Annotated in this window: 19 protein-coding genes; 6 read left to right on the top strand and 13 right to left on the bottom strand. The window is 64.0% G+C overall.

What is annotated here, in order from left to right:
- Nucleotides 1-98 precede the first annotated feature (98 nt).
- From ACR30Z_RS16945 to ACR30Z_RS16930, 4 genes are all read right to left on the bottom strand, one after another.
- Nucleotides 99-1,382 (bottom strand): FG-GAP repeat domain-containing protein, encoded by a 1,284-nt coding sequence (locus ACR30Z_RS16945; protein WP_434373731.1) that lies wholly within the window; start codon nucleotides 1,380-1,382, stop codon nucleotides 99-101.
- A gap of 143 nt (nucleotides 1,383-1,525) precedes the next feature.
- The gene (locus tag ACR30Z_RS16940) at nucleotides 1,526-3,373 is read right to left on the bottom strand and encodes an FG-GAP-like repeat-containing protein (protein WP_434373729.1); all 1,848 of its coding nucleotides are present in this window, start codon (nucleotides 3,371-3,373) and stop codon (nucleotides 1,526-1,528) included.
- A 16-nt stretch (nucleotides 3,374-3,389) separates the two neighbouring features.
- A complete protein-coding gene (locus tag ACR30Z_RS16935; protein ID WP_434373727.1) occupies nucleotides 3,390-4,538 on the bottom strand; it encodes an FG-GAP repeat domain-containing protein in 1,149 nt (382 codons plus the stop codon).
- Between the two features lie 51 nt (nucleotides 4,539-4,589).
- Nucleotides 4,590-5,696, bottom strand: coding sequence for an FG-GAP repeat domain-containing protein (locus ACR30Z_RS16930; protein ID WP_434373726.1), 1,107 nt, complete (start codon nucleotides 5,694-5,696; stop codon nucleotides 4,590-4,592).
- Between the two features lie 227 nt (nucleotides 5,697-5,923).
- On the opposite strand from ACR30Z_RS16930, the gene ACR30Z_RS16925 reads away from it, so the two are divergent.
- The 3 genes from ACR30Z_RS16925 (at nucleotide 5,924) to ACR30Z_RS16915 (ending at nucleotide 8,611) form a co-directional block, all read left to right on the top strand.
- Entirely contained in the window at nucleotides 5,924-6,532 is a 609-nt protein-coding gene (locus ACR30Z_RS16925) for a TetR/AcrR family transcriptional regulator (protein ID WP_144652909.1), read from the top strand.
- Nucleotides 6,533-6,813: 281 nt separating this feature from the next.
- Nucleotides 6,814-8,004: an NAD(P)-dependent malic enzyme gene (locus ACR30Z_RS16920; protein ID WP_144652908.1), complete on the top strand. Its 1,191-nt coding sequence runs from the start codon at nucleotides 6,814-6,816 to the stop codon at nucleotides 8,002-8,004.
- A 103-nt stretch (nucleotides 8,005-8,107) separates the two neighbouring features.
- Nucleotides 8,108-8,611, top strand: a complete 504-nt coding sequence (locus ACR30Z_RS16915; protein WP_014923055.1) for a DUF456 domain-containing protein — start codon at nucleotides 8,108-8,110, stop codon at nucleotides 8,609-8,611.
- 75 nt (nucleotides 8,612-8,686) lie between these two features.
- Here the strand turns inward: ACR30Z_RS16915 and ACR30Z_RS16910 are convergent, their stop codons facing one another.
- Complete coding sequence (locus ACR30Z_RS16910; protein WP_434373724.1) at nucleotides 8,687-9,682, bottom strand: polysaccharide deacetylase family protein; 996 nt, start codon at nucleotides 9,680-9,682, stop codon at nucleotides 8,687-8,689.
- Nucleotides 9,679-11,208, bottom strand: a complete 1,530-nt coding sequence (locus ACR30Z_RS16905; RefSeq protein WP_434373722.1) for a purine-cytosine permease family protein — start codon at nucleotides 11,206-11,208, stop codon at nucleotides 9,679-9,681. The genes ACR30Z_RS16910 and ACR30Z_RS16905 overlap by 4 nt, the downstream gene beginning before the upstream one ends.
- 108 nt (nucleotides 11,209-11,316) lie before the next feature.
- Between ACR30Z_RS16905 and ACR30Z_RS16900 the strand changes: the two genes are divergently transcribed.
- Complete coding sequence (locus tag ACR30Z_RS16900; RefSeq protein WP_434373721.1) at nucleotides 11,317-12,786, top strand: PucR family transcriptional regulator; 1,470 nt, start codon at nucleotides 11,317-11,319, stop codon at nucleotides 12,784-12,786.
- 93 nt (nucleotides 12,787-12,879) lie between these two features.
- Here ACR30Z_RS16900 and purU read toward each other — a convergent pair whose 3' ends face one another.
- From purU to glyA, 7 genes are read right to left on the bottom strand one after another with little or no spacing between them, the layout of a single operon-like run.
- Complete coding sequence (gene purU, locus ACR30Z_RS16895; protein WP_144652904.1) at nucleotides 12,880-13,776, bottom strand: formyltetrahydrofolate deformylase; 897 nt, start codon at nucleotides 13,774-13,776, stop codon at nucleotides 12,880-12,882.
- A gap of 2 nt (nucleotides 13,777-13,778) precedes the next feature.
- The gene (locus ACR30Z_RS16890; RefSeq protein ID WP_144652903.1) at nucleotides 13,779-15,182 is read right to left on the bottom strand and encodes an L-serine ammonia-lyase; all 1,404 of its coding nucleotides are present in this window, start codon (nucleotides 15,180-15,182) and stop codon (nucleotides 13,779-13,781) included.
- Complete coding sequence (locus tag ACR30Z_RS16885; RefSeq protein WP_144652902.1) at nucleotides 15,182-15,832, bottom strand: sarcosine oxidase subunit gamma; 651 nt, start codon at nucleotides 15,830-15,832, stop codon at nucleotides 15,182-15,184. Before ACR30Z_RS16885 ends, ACR30Z_RS16890 begins: the two co-directional genes overlap by 1 nt.
- Nucleotides 15,825-18,770, bottom strand: a complete 2,946-nt coding sequence (locus tag ACR30Z_RS16880; protein WP_434373719.1) for a 2Fe-2S iron-sulfur cluster-binding protein — start codon at nucleotides 18,768-18,770, stop codon at nucleotides 15,825-15,827. Before ACR30Z_RS16880 ends, ACR30Z_RS16885 begins: the two co-directional genes overlap by 8 nt.
- Before the next feature lie 2 nt (nucleotides 18,771-18,772).
- Complete coding sequence (locus tag ACR30Z_RS16875) at nucleotides 18,773-19,189, bottom strand: sarcosine oxidase subunit delta (RefSeq protein ID WP_144652900.1); 417 nt, start codon at nucleotides 19,187-19,189, stop codon at nucleotides 18,773-18,775.
- A 17-nt stretch (nucleotides 19,190-19,206) separates the two neighbouring features.
- Nucleotides 19,207-20,427 (bottom strand): sarcosine oxidase subunit beta family protein, encoded by a 1,221-nt coding sequence (locus ACR30Z_RS16870; RefSeq protein WP_011776430.1) that lies wholly within the window; start codon nucleotides 20,425-20,427, stop codon nucleotides 19,207-19,209.
- Nucleotides 20,424-21,833 (bottom strand): serine hydroxymethyltransferase, encoded by a 1,410-nt coding sequence (glyA, locus tag ACR30Z_RS16865; protein ID WP_434373717.1) that lies wholly within the window; start codon nucleotides 21,831-21,833, stop codon nucleotides 20,424-20,426. The genes ACR30Z_RS16870 and glyA overlap by 4 nt, the downstream gene beginning before the upstream one ends.
- Nucleotides 21,834-21,984: 151 nt before the next feature.
- On the opposite strand from glyA, the gene ACR30Z_RS16860 reads away from it, so the two are divergent.
- Nucleotides 21,985-22,656, top strand: coding sequence for a GntR family transcriptional regulator (locus ACR30Z_RS16860; protein ID WP_434373715.1), 672 nt, complete (start codon nucleotides 21,985-21,987; stop codon nucleotides 22,654-22,656).
- 682 nt (nucleotides 22,657-23,338) lie between these two features.
- Complete coding sequence (locus ACR30Z_RS16855; RefSeq protein WP_434373714.1) at nucleotides 23,339-24,697, top strand: MFS transporter; 1,359 nt, start codon at nucleotides 23,339-23,341, stop codon at nucleotides 24,695-24,697.
- Nucleotides 24,698-24,710: the final 13 nt, after the last annotated feature.

Genomic DNA, 24,710 nt, shown 5'->3' with positions numbered 1-24,710 from the left:
GGAAAGAGGCTGCCTCGGGCAGCCGTAGATGAGTTGGGAACTGCAGGCCCCGCCCGAATCCATCGGGCGGGGCCTATAGGTCGAAGTAACGCAGGTTTCTAGAAGACAGCGTTGAAGCCGCCCCAGCCCCAACCGACCACTGCCGAGGTCTTCCAGCCGCCTGAGCCGTTGCCGTAGTACATCCGCATCTGACCCGACGTGTCGATGCCCCAGACATCATTGGCTCCGTCTCCGTCGAAATCGCCGGCGCCGCCCAGCTTGGTGATCGCGTTCCAGCCTTGGCCGATCACGCCGCTGGTAGTCCATCCCCCGTGGCCGTTGCCACCGTAGAAGCGAAGGTTTCCAGCGGCGTCGCGGGCCAAAACGTCTGGCTTGTGATCGCCGTTGAAGTCCCCGGGAGAGAAGACGGACGTCATGCCGCCCCAGCCCCATCCGACTGTCGAGGCTGCCAGGAAGCCGCCATGTCCATTGCCCGGATACAGGACCAGCTCACCGGAAGATTTGCGTGCAAGGAGGTCGTTGTTGCCGTCGCCGCTGAAGTCGCCAGCGGCAAAGATGGAGTTGAAGATTCCCCAACCCCAGCCGATCTGCTGCCGCGCATGCCAGCCACCGCCGCCATTGGATGGATAGAGGAAGAGCGATCCGGCGCTGTCACGGGCGATCACATCATTTTCGCCGTCGTTGTTGAAGTCGCCGGCCGAGAATATGGTGTTAAAGATGTTCCATCCCGAGCCGACCTCGTAGGCTTGCTGCCACGTACCGTTGCCACCGGTGGGGAACAAGCCCAAGCGACCCCATGAGTCACGGATGAACAAGCTCATGGTGTACGGATCCCAGTACTCAGCACGGTAGAAGCCCGACGTGTGCGGACGATCAATGTCCACGGGAGTCACGTAGTTGAAATCCAAGGGCTCCAAGGACACCGCCGCGGTCCCCGAAGCCGGGAGGTTGCCTGGGTTGTGGATCAACGAACCATCACGCCAGTATCCGAGTTCCTGACCGGCCGCAGTTTGGATCTGCATGTACTGGGCAAGATAGGTCCCCGGAGGGGTGCCCTGGGCAAAGAAGACATCGAACGTGTACGTCGAGTCAGCAGCGCTGTACGAGCCCTGCGTCATCTGCGTGTGGAGTTTGCCGGTGGCTGTGTTCCGGAACAGGACATAAACGTCAGTGATGGGACCGGAGGCCTGGACGGTAACCCTGGATGTTGCTTGTCCTCCCGCAGCAATCGAATCCGGCGTCGTTGAGACGGCCACTGGAACAGGTGCGAAGGTGTCATCGGCGTGCGCTGCCGGGGCGAAACCCAGCCCTCCGACCAAAACGATGCTGCCCGCAAATGCGGCCAGCCAGTTGCGCACACGGCGCAGAGGAGTGCTCCCCATGGTTCCCCCAATTTAGGGCCGGTCCCAGATGGCCGGCGGGTGTAAGTGAATTGAGAGTACATTGGCCGAACCACAGTCTGGGAATTTGCTGGCAAAAATTGGGGATAAAGACAAGTCAAATCCCAAACTCAACCGAAATCGGCTTAGAACACCGCGGTGAACCCGCCCCAGCCCCAACCAACGACGCCTGCGCCTTTCCAGCCGCCCGCGCCATTTCCGTAGTACATGTTCAGCTGGCTGGAGCCGTCGATCGCCCAGACATCGTTGAATCCGTCGCCGTTGAAATCGCCGGCGCCGCCGATGCGGGACATGACGTTCCAGCCGGTGCCGATGGCCTTCGCCGTGGTCCAGCCCCCGTTGCCGTTGCCGCCGTACAGTCGGAGGTTTCCGGCGCTGTCCCGGCCCATGACGTCGGGGTTGCCGTCGCCATCGAAGTCACCGGGAGAGAAGACTTGGTTGAGGGCGTCCCAGCCCTGGCCAACCGCTCCTGGGGAACGGAAACCACCGACGCCGTTGCCGGGATAGAGCACCAGCGCACCTGAGGGTGTCCGGCCCAGGAGGTCGTTGTTGCCATCTCCTGAGAAGTCGCCCGCGGCGATGACGGAGTCGAAAACGTCCCAGCCCCAGCCGATCTCTTTGCGGGGCAGCCAGCCACCGGTCCCGTTGCCGGGGTAAAGGAACAAGGTACCGGCGTCGTCACGGGCTATGACGTCATTGAAACCGTCCGAGTTGAAGTCGCCGGCATTGAACACCAGGTCAAAAACGTCCCAGCCATAGCCGATGGTTTTCGCTGTTTGCCAGCGGCCGGCGCCGTCTGTCGGGTAGAGAAGAAGGTTCGCCGCGGCGTTCCGCGCGAAGAGGTCCAAGGAGGTCCCGGCGTCGAAACCTGCTGTGTGGGATTTGTTCCGCACCACGGTGCGGCTGAAGGCCGTGAACGGCCGCGTTGCTGTCGCCGGGTTGCCGGCTTGGACTACTGCACGGAAGCCCACGACGGCGCCGCGGTCGGCCGCGGTCAACGTGTAGGTTTTGGCGTTGGCCCCGTTGATTGGGGTTCCGTTCCGCACCCATTCATACTTGACGCTGACGGGCCCTCCGGCGGTGCCCGTGGAGACACTGGCTTCGTCGAAGACGCCGGTGAGTTTCTCTCCAACCGTCATCTTGCCTTGGAGTGTGGGAGCAGTCGCTGTGATGGGCGAGATGGGTGTCAGCGGGAGCGAGGATGCAGACACGGCCCGGTAGCCTGCCCGTGTGGCAGTGACCCGAACTGAGAGGGTTTGGTCCAAGTCGGCTTCCACCACCCTGTAGCTGTTGAGCGTGCCGCCAGTGATCGGTTGGCCGTTGCGGAGCCATTGGTAGGCGAAACCAGTGGGTGGGTACGTCCATGAGCCGTTGTCCGTGGTCAGCACTTGGTCGTATCGCGCCACTCCGCTGATGACCGGGGCCTTTTTGTTGGGATTGTCCACCAACGGAAAATTGGGGTTGTTGACCGCAAAATCGACGCCGTCCAAGGCGCCGGGACGCTGCGTGGGTGCTTCAAGGCCCGGGCTGAGGAACGTGACGTTACCGTCGCGGCCGTAGCGCACGGAGCCTTGTCCGGAAACAAGCACAACGCTGACGCTGAGGAGCTTGTATCGGCCTGTTCGCTTGAATGCGCTTCCGTTCACCGGAACTTTGGCTTGCGCACTGTACGGCCCGGGCGCTTGGCTGGTGGGCCCGTACAGGGTGGCCTGCTCAAGGGTGTCCTCGTTGACGTAGGTGAAGCCCACTTCCTGGGCGGGGCCGCTCAGGGTGAAGGACAACGAGATGGTATTTCCCGGGACCACGGTTGCCGGCGATGTCCGGGTCACGACCGTGGGGATGGGAACGCTGGCGCCCGCCGCTGAAGCGCGCGGCGCGGGGACCATGATGGCGAGGGCAACGCACAGCAGGGCTGCCATGAGGATGCGCAAACCGGTCATCGGTGCCGGGCGCAGTGCAAAAATTGCCGCCATTGTTTCCCCCCAAACCCTAGAAGACTGCGTTGAACCCGCCCCAGCCCCAGCCGATGGCTCCGGCGCCATTCCAGCCGCCGTCGCCGTCGCCATAATAGGCAAGCAACTGGCCGGATCCGTCCACTGCGTAAACGTCCGCATTTCCGTTGCCGTCGATGTCGCCGGCCGCGCCGATAGTGGTCATTCCACCCCAGCCCTGTCCGACGACGGCCATTCCGGCCCAGCCTCCAGCCCCATTGCCCTTGTAGAGGCGCAGGGCGCCGGCGGTGTCGCGGGCGAGGACGTCCACGTTGTTGTCGCCATCGAAGTCGCCGGGGGTGATGATCCTGTTGACCACATTCCAGCCGCTGCCCACAACGGACCGGGTCAGCCAGCCGCCGTCACCGTTGCCGGGGTAGAGGTAGAGGAGGCCGCCGGAGTCGCGGGCGAGAATGTCGTTGTGGCCGTCGCCGTTGAAGTCGCCCGGGGACACGATGGAGTTGAAGGCATTCCATCCGCTGCCCACTTGGCGTCCGGCCAAGAAGCCGCCGTCACCTGTTCCTGCGTAGAGGAAGAGGTTTCCTGCCGAATCCTTGGCGAGGATGTCGTTGGCGCCGTCGCCGTTGAAATCACCGGGGGAGACCACGGTTCCGAAGGCGTTCCAGCCCGGTCCAACGGTGCGGGGAGATTCCCAGGCGTTGCTGACGCGGGGATACATCATGAGGGTGCCGTCGGCGCGGCGGGCCAGCATCTCATAGGCGCCCCGACCGGTGAAGCCGTTGGCCCGGTTGGACGCGGAGATCGGCGCGGTCTCCTCGCTGGAGACTTCCTGCGGATCGCACCCGTTCTGGCTGGCTACGACGTGGGCGGCGATGGTCTTGCCACGATCTGATTCATCGAGCGTGTAGGTCCACCAGGCCCAGTGGTCTTGGGCTCGAACGCCGTCGCGGGTCCAGTAGATGCTGTAGTCCGGGCCGGCGGCCGCGCCGCAGCCACGGTAGGAGGCAGGATCGATTTCAAGGGTGAGCGTAGAGCCTACAAACGGCGCACCGTGAATCACTGGATTCGAGGGATCCATGGTGGCCATGGCGGGCGCGGGTGCGGAAGCTATGGCGGCAACGACGGCCGCGGCTATCCCAGCCACCATTCGGCGCACACCTGACGTAGGGCGTGTTGGTGCGTTCATGATGTCCTCCCCAGACTTTATGCGGCTAATTCTACCGCGATGGGGATTCCTCTAGAAGATCGCCGTGAAACCGCCCCAGCCGTTTCCCGCGACCTCGGAGCCGCGCCATCCGGTGCGGCCGTTGCCGTAGTAGATCACCAGGCGGCCCTGCTGATCGACGCCGTACACGTCATTGAAACCGTCATTGTCGAAGTCGCCGGCCCCGCCGGCCGCCTTCAGCGCGTTCCATCCGACGCCGATCAGCCACGAGCGTGTCCATCCGCCTGCCCCGTTGCCGCCGTAGAAGTACAGGTATCCGCTGCGGTCGCGCGCGAGCACGTCCACCTTGCCGTCGCCGTTGAAGTCGCCCGGCGTCAGTAGAGCGTCCATCACTTGCCAGCCTTGCCCGACGGCGGTCCGCGCCAACCAGCCACCGGAACCATTCCCCGGGTACAGGTAAAGGGCGCCGTTTGGTTCGCGGGCAAGGATGTCGTTGTGGCCGTCGCCGTTGAAGTCCCCGGGGCTGACGATGGAGTCGAAGATGTTCCAGCCCTTGCCGATGGTCTGGGCCGGTTTCCATCCGCCGGTTCCATCACCCGCATAGAGGTACAAGGTTCCTGACGCGTCCCGCGCGATCACATCGCCCTTGCCATCGCCGTTGAAGTCTCCCGGGGAGAGAACGGTGTTGAAGATGTTCCAGCCCCACCCCACGGTCCGGGCGGCCTCCCAGGCGTTGCCCTTGCGGCCGTACAGCTGCAGGGCGCCGTCATTGGCGCGGGCAAGGAGTTCGAAGCTGCGGCCTGTGAAGCCGGCTGCGCGGTTCGCGGCTCCCACGGGCTTGCTTTCGTCGCTGTGCAGCGATTCTCCGCCGCAAGCGGTTTTGCTGGCAGTGACGTGGACGGCCATCCGGGCTCCGGTGTCGTCGGGTTGCAATGCATAGCTCCGCGCTGTCTCGCCTGCCACCAGGAAACCATCCCGGGTCCAGTAGACGGTGAAGTCCGGCCCCTTCCCGCCGCCGCATCCGTAGAAGGTGTATGGGCCGATGTCTGCGGTTAGTGTCTGGCCGACGAACGCTTCACCGTTGAGTATGGGGTCGGGTCCGCTGCTTATTGCGGCCGACGCCGGCAGGGGGCTAAATGCCATGGCCGCCACAGTGGCGGTCAGCAGCGTTGCTGCCATCCGGCATCGTAATGTCCGCATGTGTTCCTCCCGTAGACCGCCCCTTAACCTTCCTGCAGTGTATGTGCGGGTCAGCGCAATAACCGGGAACGGCATGAACCCTTCAGGGCGGGAGAGTTCTCAGGAAACGGTCATTTAGCTCCCGTATCATTGATGCGATCGGCCAGCCGCGGGTCTTGAACTCCAGCCGGCCGCTTCCTTGTCAGCCTGCCAAGAGATCGCCGGAAATGCCCGTATCAAACTCACTGGAACCGTACTCCCTTGACCTGACCACGGGGTTGCCCCGTATGGCTGCCGCGCCCACCACGCCGCGACAGCAGCTGCGCTATGCCCGCATCCTGAAGACGGCGGCCGGGTTCGCGCAGCGGCAGTTCGATACCTTGAGCCTTTCCGACGTTGCGGCCCGCGCTGATGTTCCGCTGGGCACGCTGTACCGTTACTTCCCTTCCACGGCCCACCTGATGCTGGCCGTCTACAGGCAGCAATTGCGGGAGCTCCGGGACGGCGTTCGCCGGCGCGAGGGCAAGGGGCATGCGCTCGCGGGATTGATGATGGAGATCTTCCACCTCCGGGTCATGCAACCGGGTGTGGAGCACTGCCTGATCCGGCCCGCGGGTAAGGATGACGATTCGGCGCAGTTGCTCCGCGAGATCGATGCCCTGTCAGAAGAAGTGGTCGGTTCGCTGAGCAAGGACAATGGCAATGACACCGTCAGGGCCCGAATCTTGCTGCACCTGGTCAGCGGATTGGTCCAAGCAGTTCGGTGCCGCAGGCTGTCCCTCTTTGAAGCCGAGAAGGATCTGAAGAAAGCCTGCACGCTTTTGACTGGAGAGTGACGGTTTTTGACCGGTGGTCTAGACCGGAGTGATCTCAGAACACGGTTTTTCTCATGACCTGGATCACATTAAGCGCGGGTTGAACGTTTTACTCTCGAATCGTCTCTCTTGGTATTGAATCTTGTACCCCCGACGCTTCCCTAGGCTGGAAACACCGAAGCGGCTAGCAGCCCCCTACCTGCAGAAGCAACGCCGGGCCAGCCACCCTTGGCCCGCACCAGCAGTTCTGTTCCTGCCCGAATCATGCCGTGGGTCCACGGCTAGCCTGAGGAGACAAAGACGTGTCCATCGAGACAATTGCCACTGACAATGACGCCCTGGTACTGAGCGAAGAAGAGATCTTCGCCGCACACGAGGGCGGTAAGCTGACCATCTCCAGCACCGTTCCACTGAACAACAAGCGTGACCTCTCCATCGCGTACACACCGGGCGTTGCCCAGGTCAGCCGCGCCATCCACGCCAACCCCGAGCTCGCCCGCACGCACACCTGGGCCGAGCGCCTGGTTGTTGTGGTCAGCGACGGCACCGCCGTCCTGGGCCTTGGCAACATCGGGCCGAGCGCCTCACTGCCCGTCATGGAGGGCAAATCCGCTCTCTTCAAGTCCTTCGGCGACCTCGACTCCATCCCCTTGGTTCTCAACACCACCGATGTTGACGAGATCATTGAGACCCTGGTCCGCCTCCGCCCCAGCTTCGGCGCCGTGAACCTCGAAGACATCTCGGCCCCGCGCTGCTTCGAACTCGAAGAGCGCCTCATCGAAGCCCTTGATTGCCCCGTTATGCACGACGACCAGCACGGAACCGCCGTCGTGGTCCTCGCCGCGCTGACCAACGCCGCCAAGGTGACCCAGCGCGAACTCGCCGGCCTGAAGGTTGTGGTCTCCGGCGCCGGCGCCGCAGGCATCGCCATCGCCGAGATCCTCCTGGCGGTAGGCATCAAGGACGTCGTCCTGCTCGATTCCAAGGGTGTTGTGGATGCCAACCGTGCCGACCTCGTTGCCGACTCCGGCTCCGTCAAGGCCCGCATCGCCCAGCGCACCAACCCCCGCGGCATCACCGGCGGCCCGGGCGAGGCACTCACGGGCGCCGATGTCTTCGTCGGCGTCTCTTCCTCCAAGCTGGACGAAGAGCACTTGAAGCTCATGAACCACCAGTCGATCGTGTTCGCTTTGTCCAACCCGGACCCGGAAGTCCTTCCCGAGGTCGCCCAGCAGTACGCAGCCGTAGTTGCCACAGGCCGCAGCGATTTCCCCAACCAGATCAACAACGTCCTGGCCTTCCCGGGCATCTTCCGCGGCGCCCTCGATGCCGGCGCCCGCCGCATCACACCCGCCATGAAGATCGCTGCCGCCAACGCCATCGCTGAGTTGGCGGCGGAAGACCTCTCGGCGGACTACATCGTGCCGAGCCCGCTGGATGCCCGTGTGGCACCGGCGGTCACCGCGGCTGTTGCGGCCGCAGTCACCGAGTAGCGGTTACCTACGCAAGACCGACGACGGCGACGCTTCCCGGGCGGGGAGCGTCGCCGTCGTCGTCGTTAAAGGCGCATGGATTAGCGGCCCATAGACTTGGGCCATGAATGCCGAACTTATCGTGACCATCCTGTGCGGCCTGGCCATCGCAGTCGGCGTGGCCGGAACCATCATTCCCGTGCTTCCGGGCAGTATCCTCATCGGCGCGAGCCTGCTGGCGTGGGCTATCTGGGGAGGCGCAGGACCGCTGGGCTGGGTAATCTTCGCCGTCGGAATGGTGTTTGTGGTGGCTGGAATGGCCGCCAGTGCGGTGCTGACCGGACGCAAGCTGAAACAGCACGGCATTCCCAACAGGTCGGTGCTGATCGGCGTCGTCCTGGGCGTCGTGGGAATGTTCGTTATTCCGGTGGTGGGCCTCTTTGTGGGCTTCGCCGTTGGGCTTCTCCTGAGCGAAGTTCAGCGGACGCGTGATTTCCGGACGGCCGTCCGTTCAAGTGGTGCCGCGCTCAAGGCCACGGGTATCGGCATCCTGGTGGAGTTCGGTCTCGCATGCGCAGCCGCGAGCACGTGGATCATCGGAGTGTGGATCAACGCCGTCAACGGTTAAAACCCCCGCCGAGTTGGCATTAGGTGACAGTTCCAAGCTTCAACATTGTCATCTTTTGCCAACTCGGCGATGTTTTTAGCGGAGGGCGGGCGCTCCGGCGGGCGCTCCGGTGGGCGCTCCGGTGGGCGCTCCGGTGGGCACCTTGACTTCCGCTGCGCGGAACGTTGCTCCCGCGCCCGGGAACAGTGGGATATCGACCCGGGCGTGCGAGTGGACTTCCCGGATTGTGTCCTTGGTGTGCCGGGCAATCTCGGCCAAGGTGGTGACCCACATGCCGTCCAGGCCCTTGACCCGTTCGATCAGCTGTTCCAAGGCCACGGCGCGGGATGGCCGGCCGGAGATGAACGGGTGGTTGGTGAGGACGAAGCAGCTGCCCTGGGTGTGGTGGGCCTCGGCCTCCAAGGTCCACATCTCAAGTGCCTTGGCCGGGCTCTCAATGACGCCACTGCCCGTGACTCCGGGGTAGAAACCGTATTGCTCCCAGTCGTCCAGTGCCCAATCCACGGGGATTTCCACGATGTCCCGCGGGTCGTCCTCGGCGACGGCCATCCGGTAGGGGGCGTCGCCGTCGAGCAGGCTTGAATCGTAGAGGAAGCCACGGTCCGCGAGCAGGGCCGGTGATTGCCAGTTCAACTCCCACCAAGGTGCCCGGTAGCCCACCGGACGGATGCCGGCCACGTTGGCGAGTGCCTCGAGGCCGCGATCCAGGTAGCTGGCTTCGGTGGCGGCATCAATGCCCTGCATTGGTTCGTGCAGATAGCCGTGATGGGCGATTTCGTGCCCGGCATCAGCGATCCTGCGAACGACGTCAGGGTAGCTCTCTGCCGTGAACCCCGGGATGAAGAACGTACCTTGGATCTCCTGTCGATCCAGGATCTGCAGCAATCGGGGAACAGCTATCTTTGGCCCATAGGACTGGTGGCTCATGAGGGACATGCGCCGCGTGCTGGAGGGGTCATGGGCGATGGTGCAGGACTCGGCATCGACGTCGAAGGTGAAGGACGCTGCGGCCTGGAAGCCCTCGGGCCACATGATCGGGTGGAGCGCATCAGCGAAGGCGGGCTGGTTCATGCTGTGGTCCTTTCGGAAACTGAAGGTGCGGCTGGCTGTGTCACTGATACGTGGTTCGAGTCCGCGAGGAGGTACTTTTTGTGTGCGCGGGGGCCCAGGATCGCGTAGGCAGCGGCGCTGGTGAGCCCGCCGGCCAGCCACGAAAGGTCCCAACCGCCCAAGGCGACGGCGATGGGGCCCTGCATGGCGGGAACCAGGCCGTACATGAACAGCCACGTGGAGAAGATGCCCACCAGGAGGGATACGATTCCGGCCCAATTGATGACGGGAAGCCGGTGGGTGCCGACGCCGTCGAAGAGCCGATCCACCTTCGCCGGCCAGCGTTTCTCAAGCCAGAAGTAGTGCACCAGCATGACTCCGCCCCAAGCAGCAACCCAGGCGACCAGGCCAATCAGCCAGGCGTCGAGCACTGCTGCGAAGTCCTCCTGGAAGATGAAGAACACGACGGCGATGAGCGAGAAGACGCCCACGAACAAGTTCAGCTTGCGGCGGCTGATGTTGATGTCCAAGGCCTGGGTGGCAACGGAGAAGGTGTAGATGTTCAGGATGTTGGTAGCGATGGGGCCGTGCAGCACCATGAGCAGTACGGGGAGGGCAAGAACTCCGAAGTTTTGGACAATCAGCTTGCCGGGATCGATCTCGCCGCTGTTGGTGGCCAAGCTTGCGCCGAGGATGCCCAGCCAGACGACGGGGATGAACTGGCCGAGGACCGAGGCCAGGTAGAGCTTGCGCTTGGGAACCGAGGTGCTGACGAAGCGGGAGTAGTCGGCGGCGTAGGTGAACCAGGTGATGCCCCAGCCGATACCGATGGCGGTCATGACTGCGCTCATGGCGGCGATCCGCTCTGAGCCTTCGAGGATGTTGCCGGCCGGTCCTGCGTAGCCCCAGTCGATCTTCATGCCGAACCAGGCCACGGCGGACATCACGGCCAGGATGATGATGGTGGGCGGAACCGTCCACTTCTCAAAAGCCGCGATGGCTTTGTAGCCGAACCAGGCGATGGCGACCTGCGCGGCCATGATGGCCGTGGCGACGCCGATCTTCCAAGCGTAGTTCTGTGCGTTGGGATCCACCCAGCCGAGGGTTCCGAAGAGCGCCATGACCAGGTCCAGGATGATCCAGGTGTTGACGGCGCACCACCCGATGACCAGAAGTGCCTGGATCGCGGCCGGCAGGTAGTTGCCACGACGGCCAAAAGCCGCCCGGGCCAGAACCATTCCTGTGGCGCCGGTCTTTTGTCCAAGGAGGACGAAGCATCCGAATAAGAGCATGCCGATCAGGTTTCCCAGGACCAGGACTATCACGGTGTCTGCGAAGCCGAGGCCCAGATGGATGCCCAGTGCACCCAGCACCCAGTTGATAGGAGCGAGGTTGGCGCCGGCCCAGATCCAGAACTGTCCGGAAACCTTGCGGGTGCGGTCTGATTCGGGGATGGGTTGGAGCCAGGCTTCGCTGTCATGGGCCGGCGCCGTTGCTGGCCCTGACTGCGCTGAAGGTGAAGGCGAAGGGGAGAGGTTGTCTTGCATGGGGAGAGCCTCCGTGTGTGAAAGGGACCCTTTCAGCGTATGTGCGCCACATCACAGCAACAAGATACGATGTGTCGAAACAAATCACCCCAAACCGTACGGAGTGTCATGCCGATTCTGCTGGGCGCGGCTCTGGAGTACCAAAGCCTCAGATCTGCCGAACCGAAGCTGCTCAATGACGTGCCGGAGGCGCTGTCCCGGCCTGTCCGATGGGTGCACTCCAGCGAGGTCCTGGACATCGCTCCGCTCCTCAGCGGCGGCGAACTGCTCCTCAGCGGTGGGCAGGCGCTCGCCGGCGTGACGGCAGAACGGCAGGCTGACTATGTCCGCGACCTCGCGGCCCGGGGAGTCGCTGCACTGGCCCTCGAGACGGGTCCGGCCCTGCCCCAAGTGCCTGCGGCCATGTTGGAGGTCGCCGAGGCTGCCGGATTGCCGGTCATCGAGCTCCGCCAGGTAGTCCCGTTCGTCGGCGTGATGCAGGAAATCAATTCGCTGCTGGTGAGTGAATCCGTAGAGCACCTCCAGCGCGGTGACCAGGCAAGCCATGCCATGGCCGCCGAACTTGCCCACGGCGGCGGACTCGATCAACTCCTCGCTGTGTTGGCCGAAAGGACAGGCGCCAGCGCCAGGCTGGTCTCGCCGTCGGGCCTCACGCTCGGGGCGGCCGGCGGCACCTTTTCGTCCGACGACGACGGCAGCGTCACCGTGGTGGACGTGCCGGTGCGGGGCGTCCTTGCCGCTCGGCTCGAGGTGAAAATGCCCGACGGCGGCGATGCCGGCCTCGCGCGCGTGGCCGGCGAACGGTCCGTGGACATCCTTGGCCTGGCGCTGCTGCAGCGCATGCCTCCGGGATTGAAGGAACTGGCAGGCATCGAGCTCATGCGGGCCATCAATTCCGGAAGCCAGGAGTGGCAGCTGCAACAGCTTGGACCGGCGTCAGGCTTCCCCGTGGATGGTGCGGTGGCCGCCGTCGTGATTCGATCCACCAGCGCGGGACATCTGCGTCCGGCCGTTGACGCGCTGCTCCGCGGCTGCGTCCCGCACAGTGCGAGCTATGCCAATAACGCGGAGCTGATCGCGCTCGCGTCGCTGGGTGAGGGGGCTGTTGCGAGGGTCGCGCTGATGGAGGCGCTGCGCGGGTTCGATGTTCCGTCGGGGTCGGTGGTTGCCGTGGGGCCATCGGGCAGGGGAGTCGGTGAAGCGCCGTGGTCATTGGCTGAAGCACGGAGAGCCTTCGACCTCGATACGACTGGACGCGGAGTGGTGGATGCAGACACCCTCGCCGTTGAACTCCTGGCTGGCGAATCCCTGGACCCGGCCACCCGCGAGGGGTTTGTGCAGCGGCAGTTGGGTGCCGTCGTCGAGCATGACCGCCTGAAGAAGTCCGAACTGATGCGGACCTTGGCTGTCTGGTTGGATACGGGCTGCAACACGGCCCAGGCCGCCCGGGAATTGCACCTGGAGCGGCAGTCCTTGCACCACCGTCTTCAGCGGATCTTTGAGCTGTGCGGAGGAGATCCCCGGGGATCGGGGCGGCTTGCAGCGTTGCATCTGGCTACCCGGTTGGAGCGGCTGTAGCTCCTTAAACGCCAATTCGCGGGTCCACTGACCACTTCGCCGTTGCGGAACGGCGAACGTGCAGCGGACCCGCGATCTCGGCGCAACAAGGCCCTACTTCAACACAATCGTCCTATTCCCATTCAGGATGATCCGCCCCTCGCAGTGCCAACGAACGGCGTTGCTGAGGGCCTTGCATTCGGTGTCCCGACCGGCGGCTACGAGATCGTCCGGTCCGAACGTGTGGTCCACCTCCACTACCTGCTGGGCGATGATGGGTCCTTCATCCAGCTCGCCATTGACGTAGTGGGCGGTGGCGCCAACAGTTTTAACGCCGCGCGCGTATGCCTGGTGGTACGGCTTGGCGCCCTTGAAGCTCGGCAGGAACGAGTGGTGGATGTTGATTGCCCGGCCGTCGAGCTTCCGGGCAAGGTCATCGCTGAGCACCTGCATGTAGCGCGCCAGCACAATGAGTTCCACGTCGAGTTCGTCGATGAGTTCCAGCAAACGCGCCTCGGCCGCCGGCTTGGTGGCGGCCGTGACTGGCACATGGAAGAACGGAATCCCGTGCCACTCCACAATGCCCTGGTGATCGGTGTGGTTGGAGACGACGCCCACCACATCGATCGGGAGCTCACCAATCCGGGCACGGAACAGGAGGTCGTTCAGGCAGTGCCCGAACTTCGAGACCATGATCAGCACCTTGCGCTTGGACCCCTGACGCTCCAGCTGCCAGTTCATGGCGTACTTCTCGCCGACCGGGGCGAAAGCCTCCCGCAGCGCATCAAGCGTGGAGGCATCGCCGTCGGACGCGAAATGCACGCGCATGAAGAAGTGCGCCTCGGCGCGATCGCCGAACTGCTTGTTGTCGATGATGTCGCAGCCGTGTTCCAGCAGGAAGCCGGACACGGCGTGGACGATTCCGGGCCCCTCCGGACAGTCGAGGGTCAACACGTGTTCCACGGTGGTCTCGGAAGAAACAGCGGACGTTTCAGTTTGGATGGCAGTCATGGCTAGCACTCCACTACGTTGACGGCGAGGCCTCCGCGGGAGGTCTCTTTGTACTTGGATTTCATGTCGGCGCCGGTCTCGCGCATGGTTTTGATGGCTTTGTCGAGGGACACTTTGTGGCTGCCGTCGCCGTGCAGGGCAAGGCGGGCGGCATTGATGGCCTTGACGCTGGCAATCGCGTTGCGCTCGATGCAGGGGATCTGCACAAGACCACCCACGGGGTCGCAGGTGAGGCCCAGATTGTGTTCGATGCCAACTTCGGCGGCGTTTTCCACTTGCTCCGGCGTTCCGCCGAGGACTTCGCAGAGCCCGGCAGCAGCCATGGAGCAGGCAGAACCTACCTCGCCTTGGCAGCCCACTTCGGCGCCGGAGATGGACGCGTTGATCTTGAACAGGATTCCGACGGCGGCCGCCGCGAGCAGGAAGCGTACGACACCGTCGTCGTTGGCCCCGGGAACAAACTTTGTGTAATAGTGCAGGACCGCCGGGACAATTCCGGCGGCACCGTTGGTGGGCGCGGTGACAATCCTGCCGCCCGCGGCGTTCTCCTCATTCACGGCCAGAGCGAACAGGTTCACCCATTCCATGGCGAGGAGGGGGTCCGAAGGATTGGATGCAGCCCCGTCGGCCTTGTTTGCGGCGTCGGTGGCCGCGAGCGTCTTGAACAACGACGGCGCCCGTCGCCTGACCTTCAAGCCGCCAGGCAGGATGCCCTCTGCAGAGCAGCCGTTGTCCACGCATTCCTGCATGACAGCCCAGATTCCCAGCAGCTTTTCGCGAAGTTCTTCCTCGGAGCGCCACACGAGCTCGTTGGCCAGCATGATGTCGGAGATGGACTTGCCTTCGCGCATGCAAATGGCCAGCAGTTCATCAGCGGTGGTGAAGGGGTACGGGAGAACGGTGTCGTCCACCACCACTTTGTCGGTACCGGTTGCGTCCCCATCCACCACGAAGCCGCCGCCTATGGAGTAATAGCTGCGTTCCCGCAACACTGCCCCGGTGTGGTCCAACGCCCGGAAAGTCATCCCGTTCGGGTGGGCAGGCAGCGACTTGCGGCGGTGCAGGACCACGTCCTCGTCCCAGTTGAAGTCCACCCGGTGGTTGCCGCCCAGGCGCAGTTCGGCGTCGAGCGCCGCAGCTGCAACCTGGTCGTCAGCCGTGGCAGTGTCCACAGTCTCAGGGGAGTGGCCTTGCAGCCCCAACACCACGGCCTTGTCTGAGCCGTGGCCCCGGCCAGTGGCGCCCAGGGAGCCGAAGAGCTCGGCCTGGACGCGCACTGTGGCCGGGAGTTGGCCGGACGATTCAAGACCGTCCGTGAACTGCTTTGCCGCGCGCATCGGGCCGACCGTGTGTGAGGACGACGGCCCGATGCCAACAGAAAACAGGTCAAGCACACTCAGTGCCATTAGGGGACCTCGGGGGAGGCGTACTCCCGCATGGCGTCGAGGAGCCAGCGTCCCAGGAAGTCGGCAAACGAGGCCCGGGGAAAGATCCGGTAGCTCTCGTCAGAGGTCTTCCACAGCATCACCGGGATGTGGGCGAGCTCGGTGGAGACAGCCGTGCCGGCCTTGAAGACACGGGGGTGCAGGTCCAGCGCGCAGGTCTTCTCGAGCACCGCCCGGGCATGGCTGCCCGAGAGCTCGAACGTGGTGCGGTTGGCGGACAGGTCCACCACCTGACCCGCATCGTTGCCCAAGGCCGCGAGCAGATCGCTGACCAAGGTGCCCCCGAGTGAATCGTGGGCCTCCTCCGGTGCGACCACCAGGAACTCGGTGGGGCCAAGCCACAAGGTGTTGACGGAGTCCTTGTCCGAAACGGCGCCCGTCACCTCACCGCAAGCAGCAGGCAAGCCGCCGGTCACGGACGCAACGCGGGCAGCGGCGTCGGACGTTCGGTCAACCCGGATCCCCACCATGGCCTGGTACGGAATCTCGGTGAGCGTCACCGTGCCCGGCACGGAGCCGGAGGTGAAGGCGTCAGCCAAGTGCTCGGCCGGGCTGCGGCGGGCGCCCCGTACACGGTTGACTGTTTCTGATGGTGTTGCTGTTTCAGCCATCTTTGCGGGTCCCTTCAGCATCGAAAAGTACGGTTTCGCCAACAACCACGTCCACCAACTGGTCTCCCAGCGAAGCCACGAGGGTCTCGCCGATGCGGTTGCGGCCGTTTTGAATGAGTGCCAGGGCGAAGGAACGGCCCAGCGCGGCGCTGTGATAGCTGGAGGTCACGAAGCCCTCCATGGGAACGGGTCCGTCAGCCGGGTTGACCGGGATGCCCTTTTCCACCAGCTGTGTGCCTTCCGGCAACCGCAGCGAGTGGTCCACGGGAAGAACACTGACCAGGTGCTTGCGGTCCTCGCGGCTGGCGTCCTCACGGAGGTAGGAGCGCTTGCCGATGAAGTCCTTGGCCTTGGAAACGATCCAGTCCATGCCTGCGTCCTGAGGGGTGACTGTACCGTCGGTGTCCTGCCCGACGATCGGGTAGCCCTTTTCGGCGCGGAGCACGTGCATGGTTTCGGTGCCGTAGGGGGTGATGTTGAACTCGGCGCCCGCGGCCGCAACGGCTTCCCAGGTGTTGAGCCCGTACCAGGACGGGATATTGATTTCGTAGGCCAGTTCGCCGGAGAAGGAGATGCGGCAAACGCGGGCCTGCACTCCTGAAGCCAGCGTGGTCTCGCGGAAGGTCATGAACGGGAAGGCCTCGGCATCCAGGCCGCCATCCACGGCGAGCTCGGGTGCAAGCTTCGCGATCACGGCGCGGGACTTCGGTCCGACGACGGCGATGGTGCTCCACTGCTCGGTCACGGACGTGCAGACCACATCCAGTTCCGGCCACTCCGTCTGGTGCCACTCTTCCAGCCAGTCCAGGACCTTCGCTGCGCCGCCGGTGGTGGTGGTCATGAAGTAGCGGTCTTCATCCAGGCGCAGGGTCACGCCGTCATCGAAGATCATGCCGTCCAAGGTGCACATCACGCCGTAACGGGCGGATCCCGGGGCGAGCTTCTTGAACGCGTTGGTGTACACACGGTTCAGGAATTCGCCGGCGTCCTTGCCGCGGATCTCGATCTTGCCCAGCGTTGTGGCGTCCATGAAGCCCACGGATTCGCGGACGGCTGCGCATTCGCGCAGGACGGCCGTGTCCATGTCTTCACTGCCCTGCGGGTAGTACCAAGGACGCTTCCACTGTCCAACATCTTCGAATAGCGCGCCCTGAGCAACGTGCCAGGGGTGGATGGAGGTGACCCGGGCCGGGTCGAAGAGCTCGCCGCGCTGGCGTCCGGCCAAGGCTGCGAAAGCCACGGGGGTGAACGGTGCACGGTAGGCGGTGGTGCCGATCTCGCCGACGCCGGGAACGCTTTCGGCGCCACCGAACTTCAACGCGGCGGCAATGACGCCGATCGCGTTGACTCCGGAGGTCTTGCCCTGATCGTTGGCCGTGCTGATGGAGGTGTACCGCTTCACGTGCTCCACGGACCGCATGCCGGCACCGGTGGAGCGGAGGACATCCGCCACGGACTGGTCACGCTGGAAGTCGACGAAGTGGTGGTGCCACTCACCGGGCTCACGGGACTGGCCGGGAACCAGCCACAGCTGGCGGCTCGGCGCGCTCGCCACAGGGGCCTGCAGTTCCACCGGGGTGGTTGCGGATTCGAAGCCGGCAGCGATGGACGCCGCTGCTCCCGCCGAGATGCCTTCAGCCAGGCAGTCCTGGAGTTCGTAGCTGCCACGGCCTGCGCCCACAACCTGCTGGTCTCGGACCGGCGTGGTGGGGATGAAGGCGGCGAGCTCGTCATCCCAGCGCAGCTTGCCCTGGCGCTGGCTGTGGAGGTGGACCACCGGGCTCCAGCCACCTGAAACGGCGAGCAGGTCGGCAGCCAGCTGTTCGACGCCCGAGGTGAGTTCGCCGTCGTCGTTGATACTGCGGACGGTGACGCCGTTGAGGCGGCCGGTGGCATCCGCGGACGTGTCGGCCACGGCGCTGCCGATGAGGACACGGACACCGGACTCGACGGCGGCAGCGGCCTTCGCGCTGATCTGCGGACGGGCATCGACGACGGCGGCAACCGCCACGCCTGCTGCCAACAGGTCCGCGGCAAGCGCGTAAGCGGAATCGTTGGTGGTGCCGATGACGACACGTGAACCGGCTGCCACCGCGTAACGGTTCAGGTAGGTACGGGCGGCCGAGGCGAGCATGATGCCGGGGCGGTCGTTGTTCTCGAAGACCAGGGGACGCTCATGGGCGCCGGGAGCCAGGACAACCTGCTTGGCACGGATGTGCCAAATACGCTGGCGGGAGACGCCCGAAGCGGCCGGAACGCTCAGGTGGTCCGTGCGGTTCTGGGCTGCGATGAAGTAGTTGGAGTCGTAGGAACCGAAGGCCGTAGTACGGTTCAGCACCGTGCATTCGGCGGCGGAAACCAACTCTGCCTCAACGTCTGCCACCCATTCGAGTGCCGGCTTGTCTTCGATCTGCTCGGCGAGTCCTTCGGCGGTTGAACCGGAGAGCAGCGAGCCGCCGAGTTCGGGCTGGTCGTCGATCAGGATGACGCGGGCGCCGGTGCGGACAGCCTCGCGGGCTGCTGCCAGGCCGGCGATGCCGCCGCCGACCACCAGGACGTCCGTGTGGACGTACTTCTTGTCGTACTCGGCTTTGTCCTCGTTCGGGTCAAGCTTGCCCAAGCCGGACAGGAGCTCGATGTTCATGCCGTCCACCAGCGAAACCGCAGTGGCCGGGAGCATGGATTCGGCAACATGGCCGCGGAAACGGGGAGCGATCTTGACCAAGGCGTTGGACTCTTCCACGCCGGCGGCCATGATGCCGCGGGGGCGGTCCTCGTAAAGGGAGTTGCCGGCGTTGATGTGGCCGTTGGCCAGCAGCGCCGAAGCTATGGTGTCACCCGGGTGGCCGGTGAATTCCTGACCGTCCACGGTGAAGCGCCAAGAGATGCTGCGATCGATGCGTCCGCCGGTGGCGAGGCGTGCGTTCTTGCTGGTCACTTCTAGACTCCTTCCGAGGAGATGGGGGTGGTGGCCGTGGGTGAGGTGGCGCCGGGAGCCAGGCCTGGTTCGCCGGCCTGGCCGAAGTCGCCGGACTGGGTGAACTCGCCAGGCTGTTCCGGTTCGCTCTTGGGGCTGGTTGTCTTCAGATCCGGGCGGGGCTGGCCCATCGCGTAAATGGCGTGGATGTCGTAACTCACGGTGTCGCGGAGCATGTTGAACCACTGCCGGCAGCCTGTGCTGTGGACCCAACGCTCGGCGAAGGTGCCCTTGGTGTTCTCGCGGTAGAACAGGTATTCAGCCCATTCCCGGTCCGTGAGGTCATTCGGGCTCTCGGGGTAGGCGATGTGCGCCTGGCCACCGTAGTGGAATTCGGTTTCGTCGCGTGGCCCGCAGTTGGGGCATGAAATGAGGAGCATGTCTTTTCCTGTCCTGGCTAGTGGGCCACGGCTGCGGCGCCGTGTTCGTCGATCAAGGCACCGGTCTCGAAGCGTTCCAGCGCGAAAGGCTTGTTCAGCTTGTGCGGGGCACCGGTGGCAATGGTGTGCGCGAACGTCAGGCCTGCTGCGGGGGTGCCCTTGAAGCCGCCGGTTCCCCAACCACAGTTGACGAACATGTTCTCCACAGGGGAGAGGCCCACAATCGGAGAAGCATCCAGGGTGGTGTCCACAATTCCACCCCAGGTCCGGAGCACGTGGGCCCGGGCGAAGATGGGGAAGAGTTCAACGGCCGCGGCCATCTGCTCCTCGATCACGTGGAACGAACCACGCTGACCGTAACCGTTGTAGGAATCGACGCCGGCGCCCATCACCAGCTCGCCCTTGTGGGCCTGGGAGACGTAGACGTGAACGTGGTTGGACATGACCACCGTGGGGTGGACGGGCTCGTGCAGTTCGGACACCAGCGCTTGGAGCGGATGGGACTGGATCGGCAGGCGGAAGCCTGCCATCTCTGCCAGCACGGAGCTGTGTCCGGCGGCGCAGAGGCCCACCTTTTCAGTGTTGATGGTGCCGCGGGTGGTCTGCACGCCGGTTACCCGGTTGCCGTCCTTGATGAAGCCGGTGACTTCGCAGTTCTGGATGATGTCCACACCGAGTTCATCGCACTTGCGGGCGAAGGCCCACGCCACGTGGTCGTGCTTGGCGATGCCTGCGCGCGGCTGGTACGTGGCGCCCATGACGGGGTAGCGGATGTTGTCGCTGATGTTGAGGATGGGGCAGAGTTCTTTGACCTGCTGCGGGTCAAGCCACTCAGCGTCCACGCCGTTAAGCCTGTTGGCGCCCACGCGGCGAACGCTTTCGCGGACGTCGCCCAGGGTGTGCGCGAGGTTCATGACGCCGCGCTGGCTGAACAGGAAGTCGTACTCCAGCTCTTCCGGAAGGATCTCCCAGAGCTTGAGGGCATGCTCGTAGATTGCTGCGCTCTCGTCCCAGAGGTAGTTGGAACGGATGATGGTGGTGTTGCGGGCCATGTTGCCACCGGCCAGCCAACCCTTTTCCAGGATGGCGATGTTGGTCATTCCGTGGTTCTTGGCCAGGAAGTACGCGGTGGCCAGGCCGTGCCCGCCGCCGCCTACGATCACGGCGTCGTAGCTCTTCTTCGGATCCGGGTTGCGCCAGAGGAAGTCCGGGTGCTCGGGGAGGTGGTCTGCACTCACTGGGCTGCTCCAATCAGTTCTGCTTCGGTTGCGGTTGCGGCGGCATTGCCGAGATGCGGGTAGAGGGGGAACTTGTCCGCCAGTGCGGTCACGCGGTCGCGGAGTTCGACGGCGGTCGCGTCGTCCAGCGCGACGTCACCTTCGCTGCCTGCTTCTGTGCCTGCTTGGGCGCCGCTGTCTTTGGTGCCGCTGTCTTTGGTGCCACTGTTCGCTGCGGCGATCAACGCCGTCGCAATAATGTCCGAAACTTCGGTGAACTCTTCAGCACCGAAACCGCGGGCGGCGAGGGCCGGGGTACCGATGCGGAGTCCGGACGAGACCATCGGAGGGCGGGGGTCGAAGGGGACAGCGTTGCGGTTGACCGTGATGCCGATGCGGTGCAGGGTGTCCTCGGCCTGCTGACCGTTAAGCACTGAGTGACGGAGGTCGGCGAGGACCAAGTGGACGTCGGTTCCACCGCTGACCACGGAGATGCCGGCGGCGGCAACATCGTCCTGGAGGAGGCGCTGGGCAAGGATCTTGGAGCCTTCCAGCACGCGGACCTGGCGTTCCTGGAACTCGGGCTCGGCTGCCATCTTGAAGGCAACAGCCTTGGCTGCGATCACGTGCTCCAGTGGGCCGCCCTGCTGCCCGGGGAAGACTGCGGAGTTGACCTTCTTGGCGATGTCGGCGTCGTTGGTCAGGATCACGCCGCCGCGGGGGCCGCCGAGGGTCTTGTGCGTGGTGCTGGTAACGATGTGGGCGTGCGGGACCGGCGACGGGTGCAGGCCAGCGGCTACCAGGCCGGCGAAGTGCGCCATGTCCACCATCAGGTAGGCACCCACCAGGTCCGCGATGCGACGGAACTCTGCGAAGTCCAGCTGCCGCGCATACGCGGACCAGCCGGCCACGATCAGCTGCGGCTTGCTCTCAAGGGCGAGGCGCTCCACCTCTGCCATGTCCACGGTGTGGGTGTCTTCGCGGACTCCGTAGGGGACAACCTTATAGAGCTTGCCGGAGAAGTTGATCCGCATGCCGTGCGTCAGGTGGCCGCCGTGGGCGAGGTTCAGGCCCATGATGGTGTCGCCCGGGGTGATCAGTGCGTGCATCGCCGAAGCGTTGGCCTGTGCACCGGAGTGCGGCTGGACGTTGGCGAATTCGGCTCCGAATAGTGACTTCAGGCGGTCGATGGCCAGCTGTTCGATCACATCAACGTGTTCGCAGCCGCCGTAGTAGCGCTTGCCGGGGTAGCCCTCGGCGTACTTGTTGGTCAGCACCGAGCCCTGGGCTTCCATGACAGCCGTCGGGGCGAAGTTCTCAGAGGCGATCATTTCCAACGTGGACTGCTGTCGGATGAGTTCCTGGGCGATCGCCTGATCGACCTCCGGGTCCGCCTGTGCGAGCGGGCGGATCAGCGGTTCAACCATGGTGTTCTCCTTCTGAAGTACTTGAAGCGGCCATCTGTTAGGCAACTGATATATTAGAACTATTGCCATAGTATGTTGGAGATCACATAGTCGTCAACAGGTCTTCGGTAACTCATCCAACAGACTGGGATTACGACAACGGGAGAGAGCAATGAGCGCAGCATTGGAAGCACTGGAGACAGCTCCGCAGGGCACGTCCCTCGCAGAGAATGCATACCTGCTGCTGCGCGACCGGCTCATCATGCTGGACATCAAGCCCGGCGATCCCATCAATGACGGTCAGATCGCTGCGGAACTCGGCATTGGGCGAACCCCCGTCCGCGAAGCCATCAAACGCCTCGAAAGCGACCACCTGGTGGTTTCCTACCCTCGGCGGGGCACCTTCGCTACCGGCGTGGACATCACGCAGCTCGCCGAGGTCTCCGAAATCCGCGAGCTCCTGGAACCCCTGGCCTCCCGGAAAGCGGCGCGCATGGCAAGTCCGGGCATGCGTTCAGAGCTCCGTGCTGTCGCTGCGGCGATTCGCGAGCTTGAGGGCCAGGATGCTTCCTCGCAGGAACTCATGCGCTACGACATCCAAGTGCACCGGCTCATCTACAAGGCCTCCGCCAATGCGCACCTGGAAGACGTCCTTATCCGCTACGACAACCTCGCCACCCGCATCTGGTGCCACATGCTCGAGAAAATGCCCTCCGTCTCCGGCCACATCTCCGAGCACGCCGACCTCTTGACCGCCATCGCCGACGGCGACGAAGACCGCGCTGGCGAGCTCGCCCTGCACCACGTGGTCAGCTTCGAAGAGACCATCCGCAAGGTCCTCTGACCCCCTACTCACGTCCCGACCGGTTTTTCGGGTCGCTCTCTCACGTCCCGACCGGTTTTTCGGGTCGCTCTCTCACGTCCCGACCGGTTTTTCGGGTCGCTCTCTCACGTCCCGACCGGTTTTAGGGGGTCGCTCTCTCACGTCCCGACCCGTTTCTCGGGTCGCTCTCTCACGCCCGGCCCGACGGACCGGCGCGTCCGTCAGTCGCGACTTTCCTCGCCTTGGCTGCGGCATCGTCCTTACTTGTCGGGCCTTCTTCACCCAGGTGAGAGAGGGTCGGTGGGAAGGGGGTGGGATGTGAGAGAGGGCCGGTGGGAAGGGGTTGGGATGTGAGAGAGGGTCGGCGGAAAAGGGGTTGGGATGTGAGAGAGGGTCGGCGGAAAAGGGGTTGGGATGTGAGAGAGGGTCGGCGGAAAAGGGGTTGGGATGTGAGAGAGGGTCGGCGGAAAGGGGTTGGGATGTGAGAGAGGGCCGTGAGGATGGGGCATCTTGATCCACTTGTTGCAACAGTGTTTGTTTGAATGCAACAGATCGCAAAAGGGCCCCGGCACTCTCGGTGACTTCAGTGGAGTTCAGCCACCTGCACCAGCAAAAAAAATAGCCCTTGACCGTGGCGGCGCTCACACATACTCTGGTGCAACAGCGTTGCGTTGAATGCAACCCCAATGATTTTGGTGGACACATGAGCAATGAATCCTCTGTGGCAGCCGAGCAAGGCATCTCACCCGCCTCCGGCCACAACCACACACCCAGCCCCAAGAACACAGTCAGCAAGGACACTCGACGGCGAGTTGTCACTGCCAGCTTCATCGGCAACTTTGTCGAATGGTTCGATTACGCCGTCTACGGTTATCTGGCCGGCATCATCTCCTCAGTCTTCTTCCCTGAGTCCGACCGGCAAACGGCCCTGCTCGCGACCTTCGGCGTCTTCGCCATCAGCTTCTTCGTGAGGCCCCTCGGCGGTTTCATCTGGGGGCATATCGGCGACAGGCTCGGCCGCAAACAAGCACTCAGCCTCTCAATCGTCCTGATGTCGGTGGCCACTTTCTGCATCGCACTGATCCCGGGTTACGCCACCATCGGCGTCATGGCGCCGATCCTGCTCCTCCTGGTCAGAGTGGTCCAAGGCTTCTCCGCCGCAGGCGAATACGCAGGCGCGTCCGCCTTCCTGGTGGAGTACGCGCCGGCCAATCGACGCGGACTCTATGCCGCCGTCGTGCCTGCAAGTACCGCAGCCGGACTGCTGCTGGGATCCCTGCTGGCCGCCCTGCTGAGTTCTGTCCTCACCACAGAACAGCTCAACGAATGGGGATGGCGCCTGCCCTTCCTGCTCGCGGCACCCATGGGCCTGATCGGTCGGTACATCCGGACCAAGCTGGAGGATACGCCGGCATTCCGTGAACTGGCCGAGAAGGACAATGCGGTGAAGGCCCCGGCGTTCGCCATGTTCAGGACTTACCGGAAGCAGCTCATCATCGCCACCGGTGCGGTGCTGCTCAACGCCGTCGGCTTCTACGTGATCCTCAGCTACATGCCCACATACCTGTCGGAGGAGCTGGGCTTCGGAGCCACGGAGTCGTTCCTGGCCACCACCATTGCTTTGGCCAGCTACATCGGCTTTATCTTCCTGACCGGCATTGCATCGGACAAATTCGGCCGCAAGCGCATGCTCATCACGGCATCAGTCCTCTTCATACTGCTGACCGTCCCGGCCTTCATGCTCCTGGACACCCGCAACTTCCTGGTGATCGTGTTGGTGCAGATCCTGTTGGGCGGGATGCTCACCCTTAACGACGGCACCTTGCCCAGTTTCCTCGCCGAACTCTTCCCCACGAAGGTCCGCTACACCGGCTTTGCTGTCAGCTTCAACCTTTCCAACGCCCTGTTCGGCGGCACCGCACCGTTCATGGCAACACTCCTGATCGGCATGACCCACAGCAAGCTGGCCCCCGGCTGGTACCTCGTGGCCGCCGCCCTCGTTTCCCTCATCGCAGTCCTGTTCGCCGCGGAGACTTCCAAGAAGCCTCTGCTGCAGGACTAGAACAACCAACCCT

It is taken from the genome of Paenarthrobacter sp. FR1, assembly GCF_051106045.1.
GTDB classification, from domain to species: domain Bacteria; phylum Actinomycetota; class Actinomycetes; order Actinomycetales; family Micrococcaceae; genus Arthrobacter; species Arthrobacter nitroguajacolicus_A.
The sequence above is the reverse complement of the archived record's forward strand: the minus strand, read 5'-3'. Positions and strand labels throughout refer to the sequence as shown.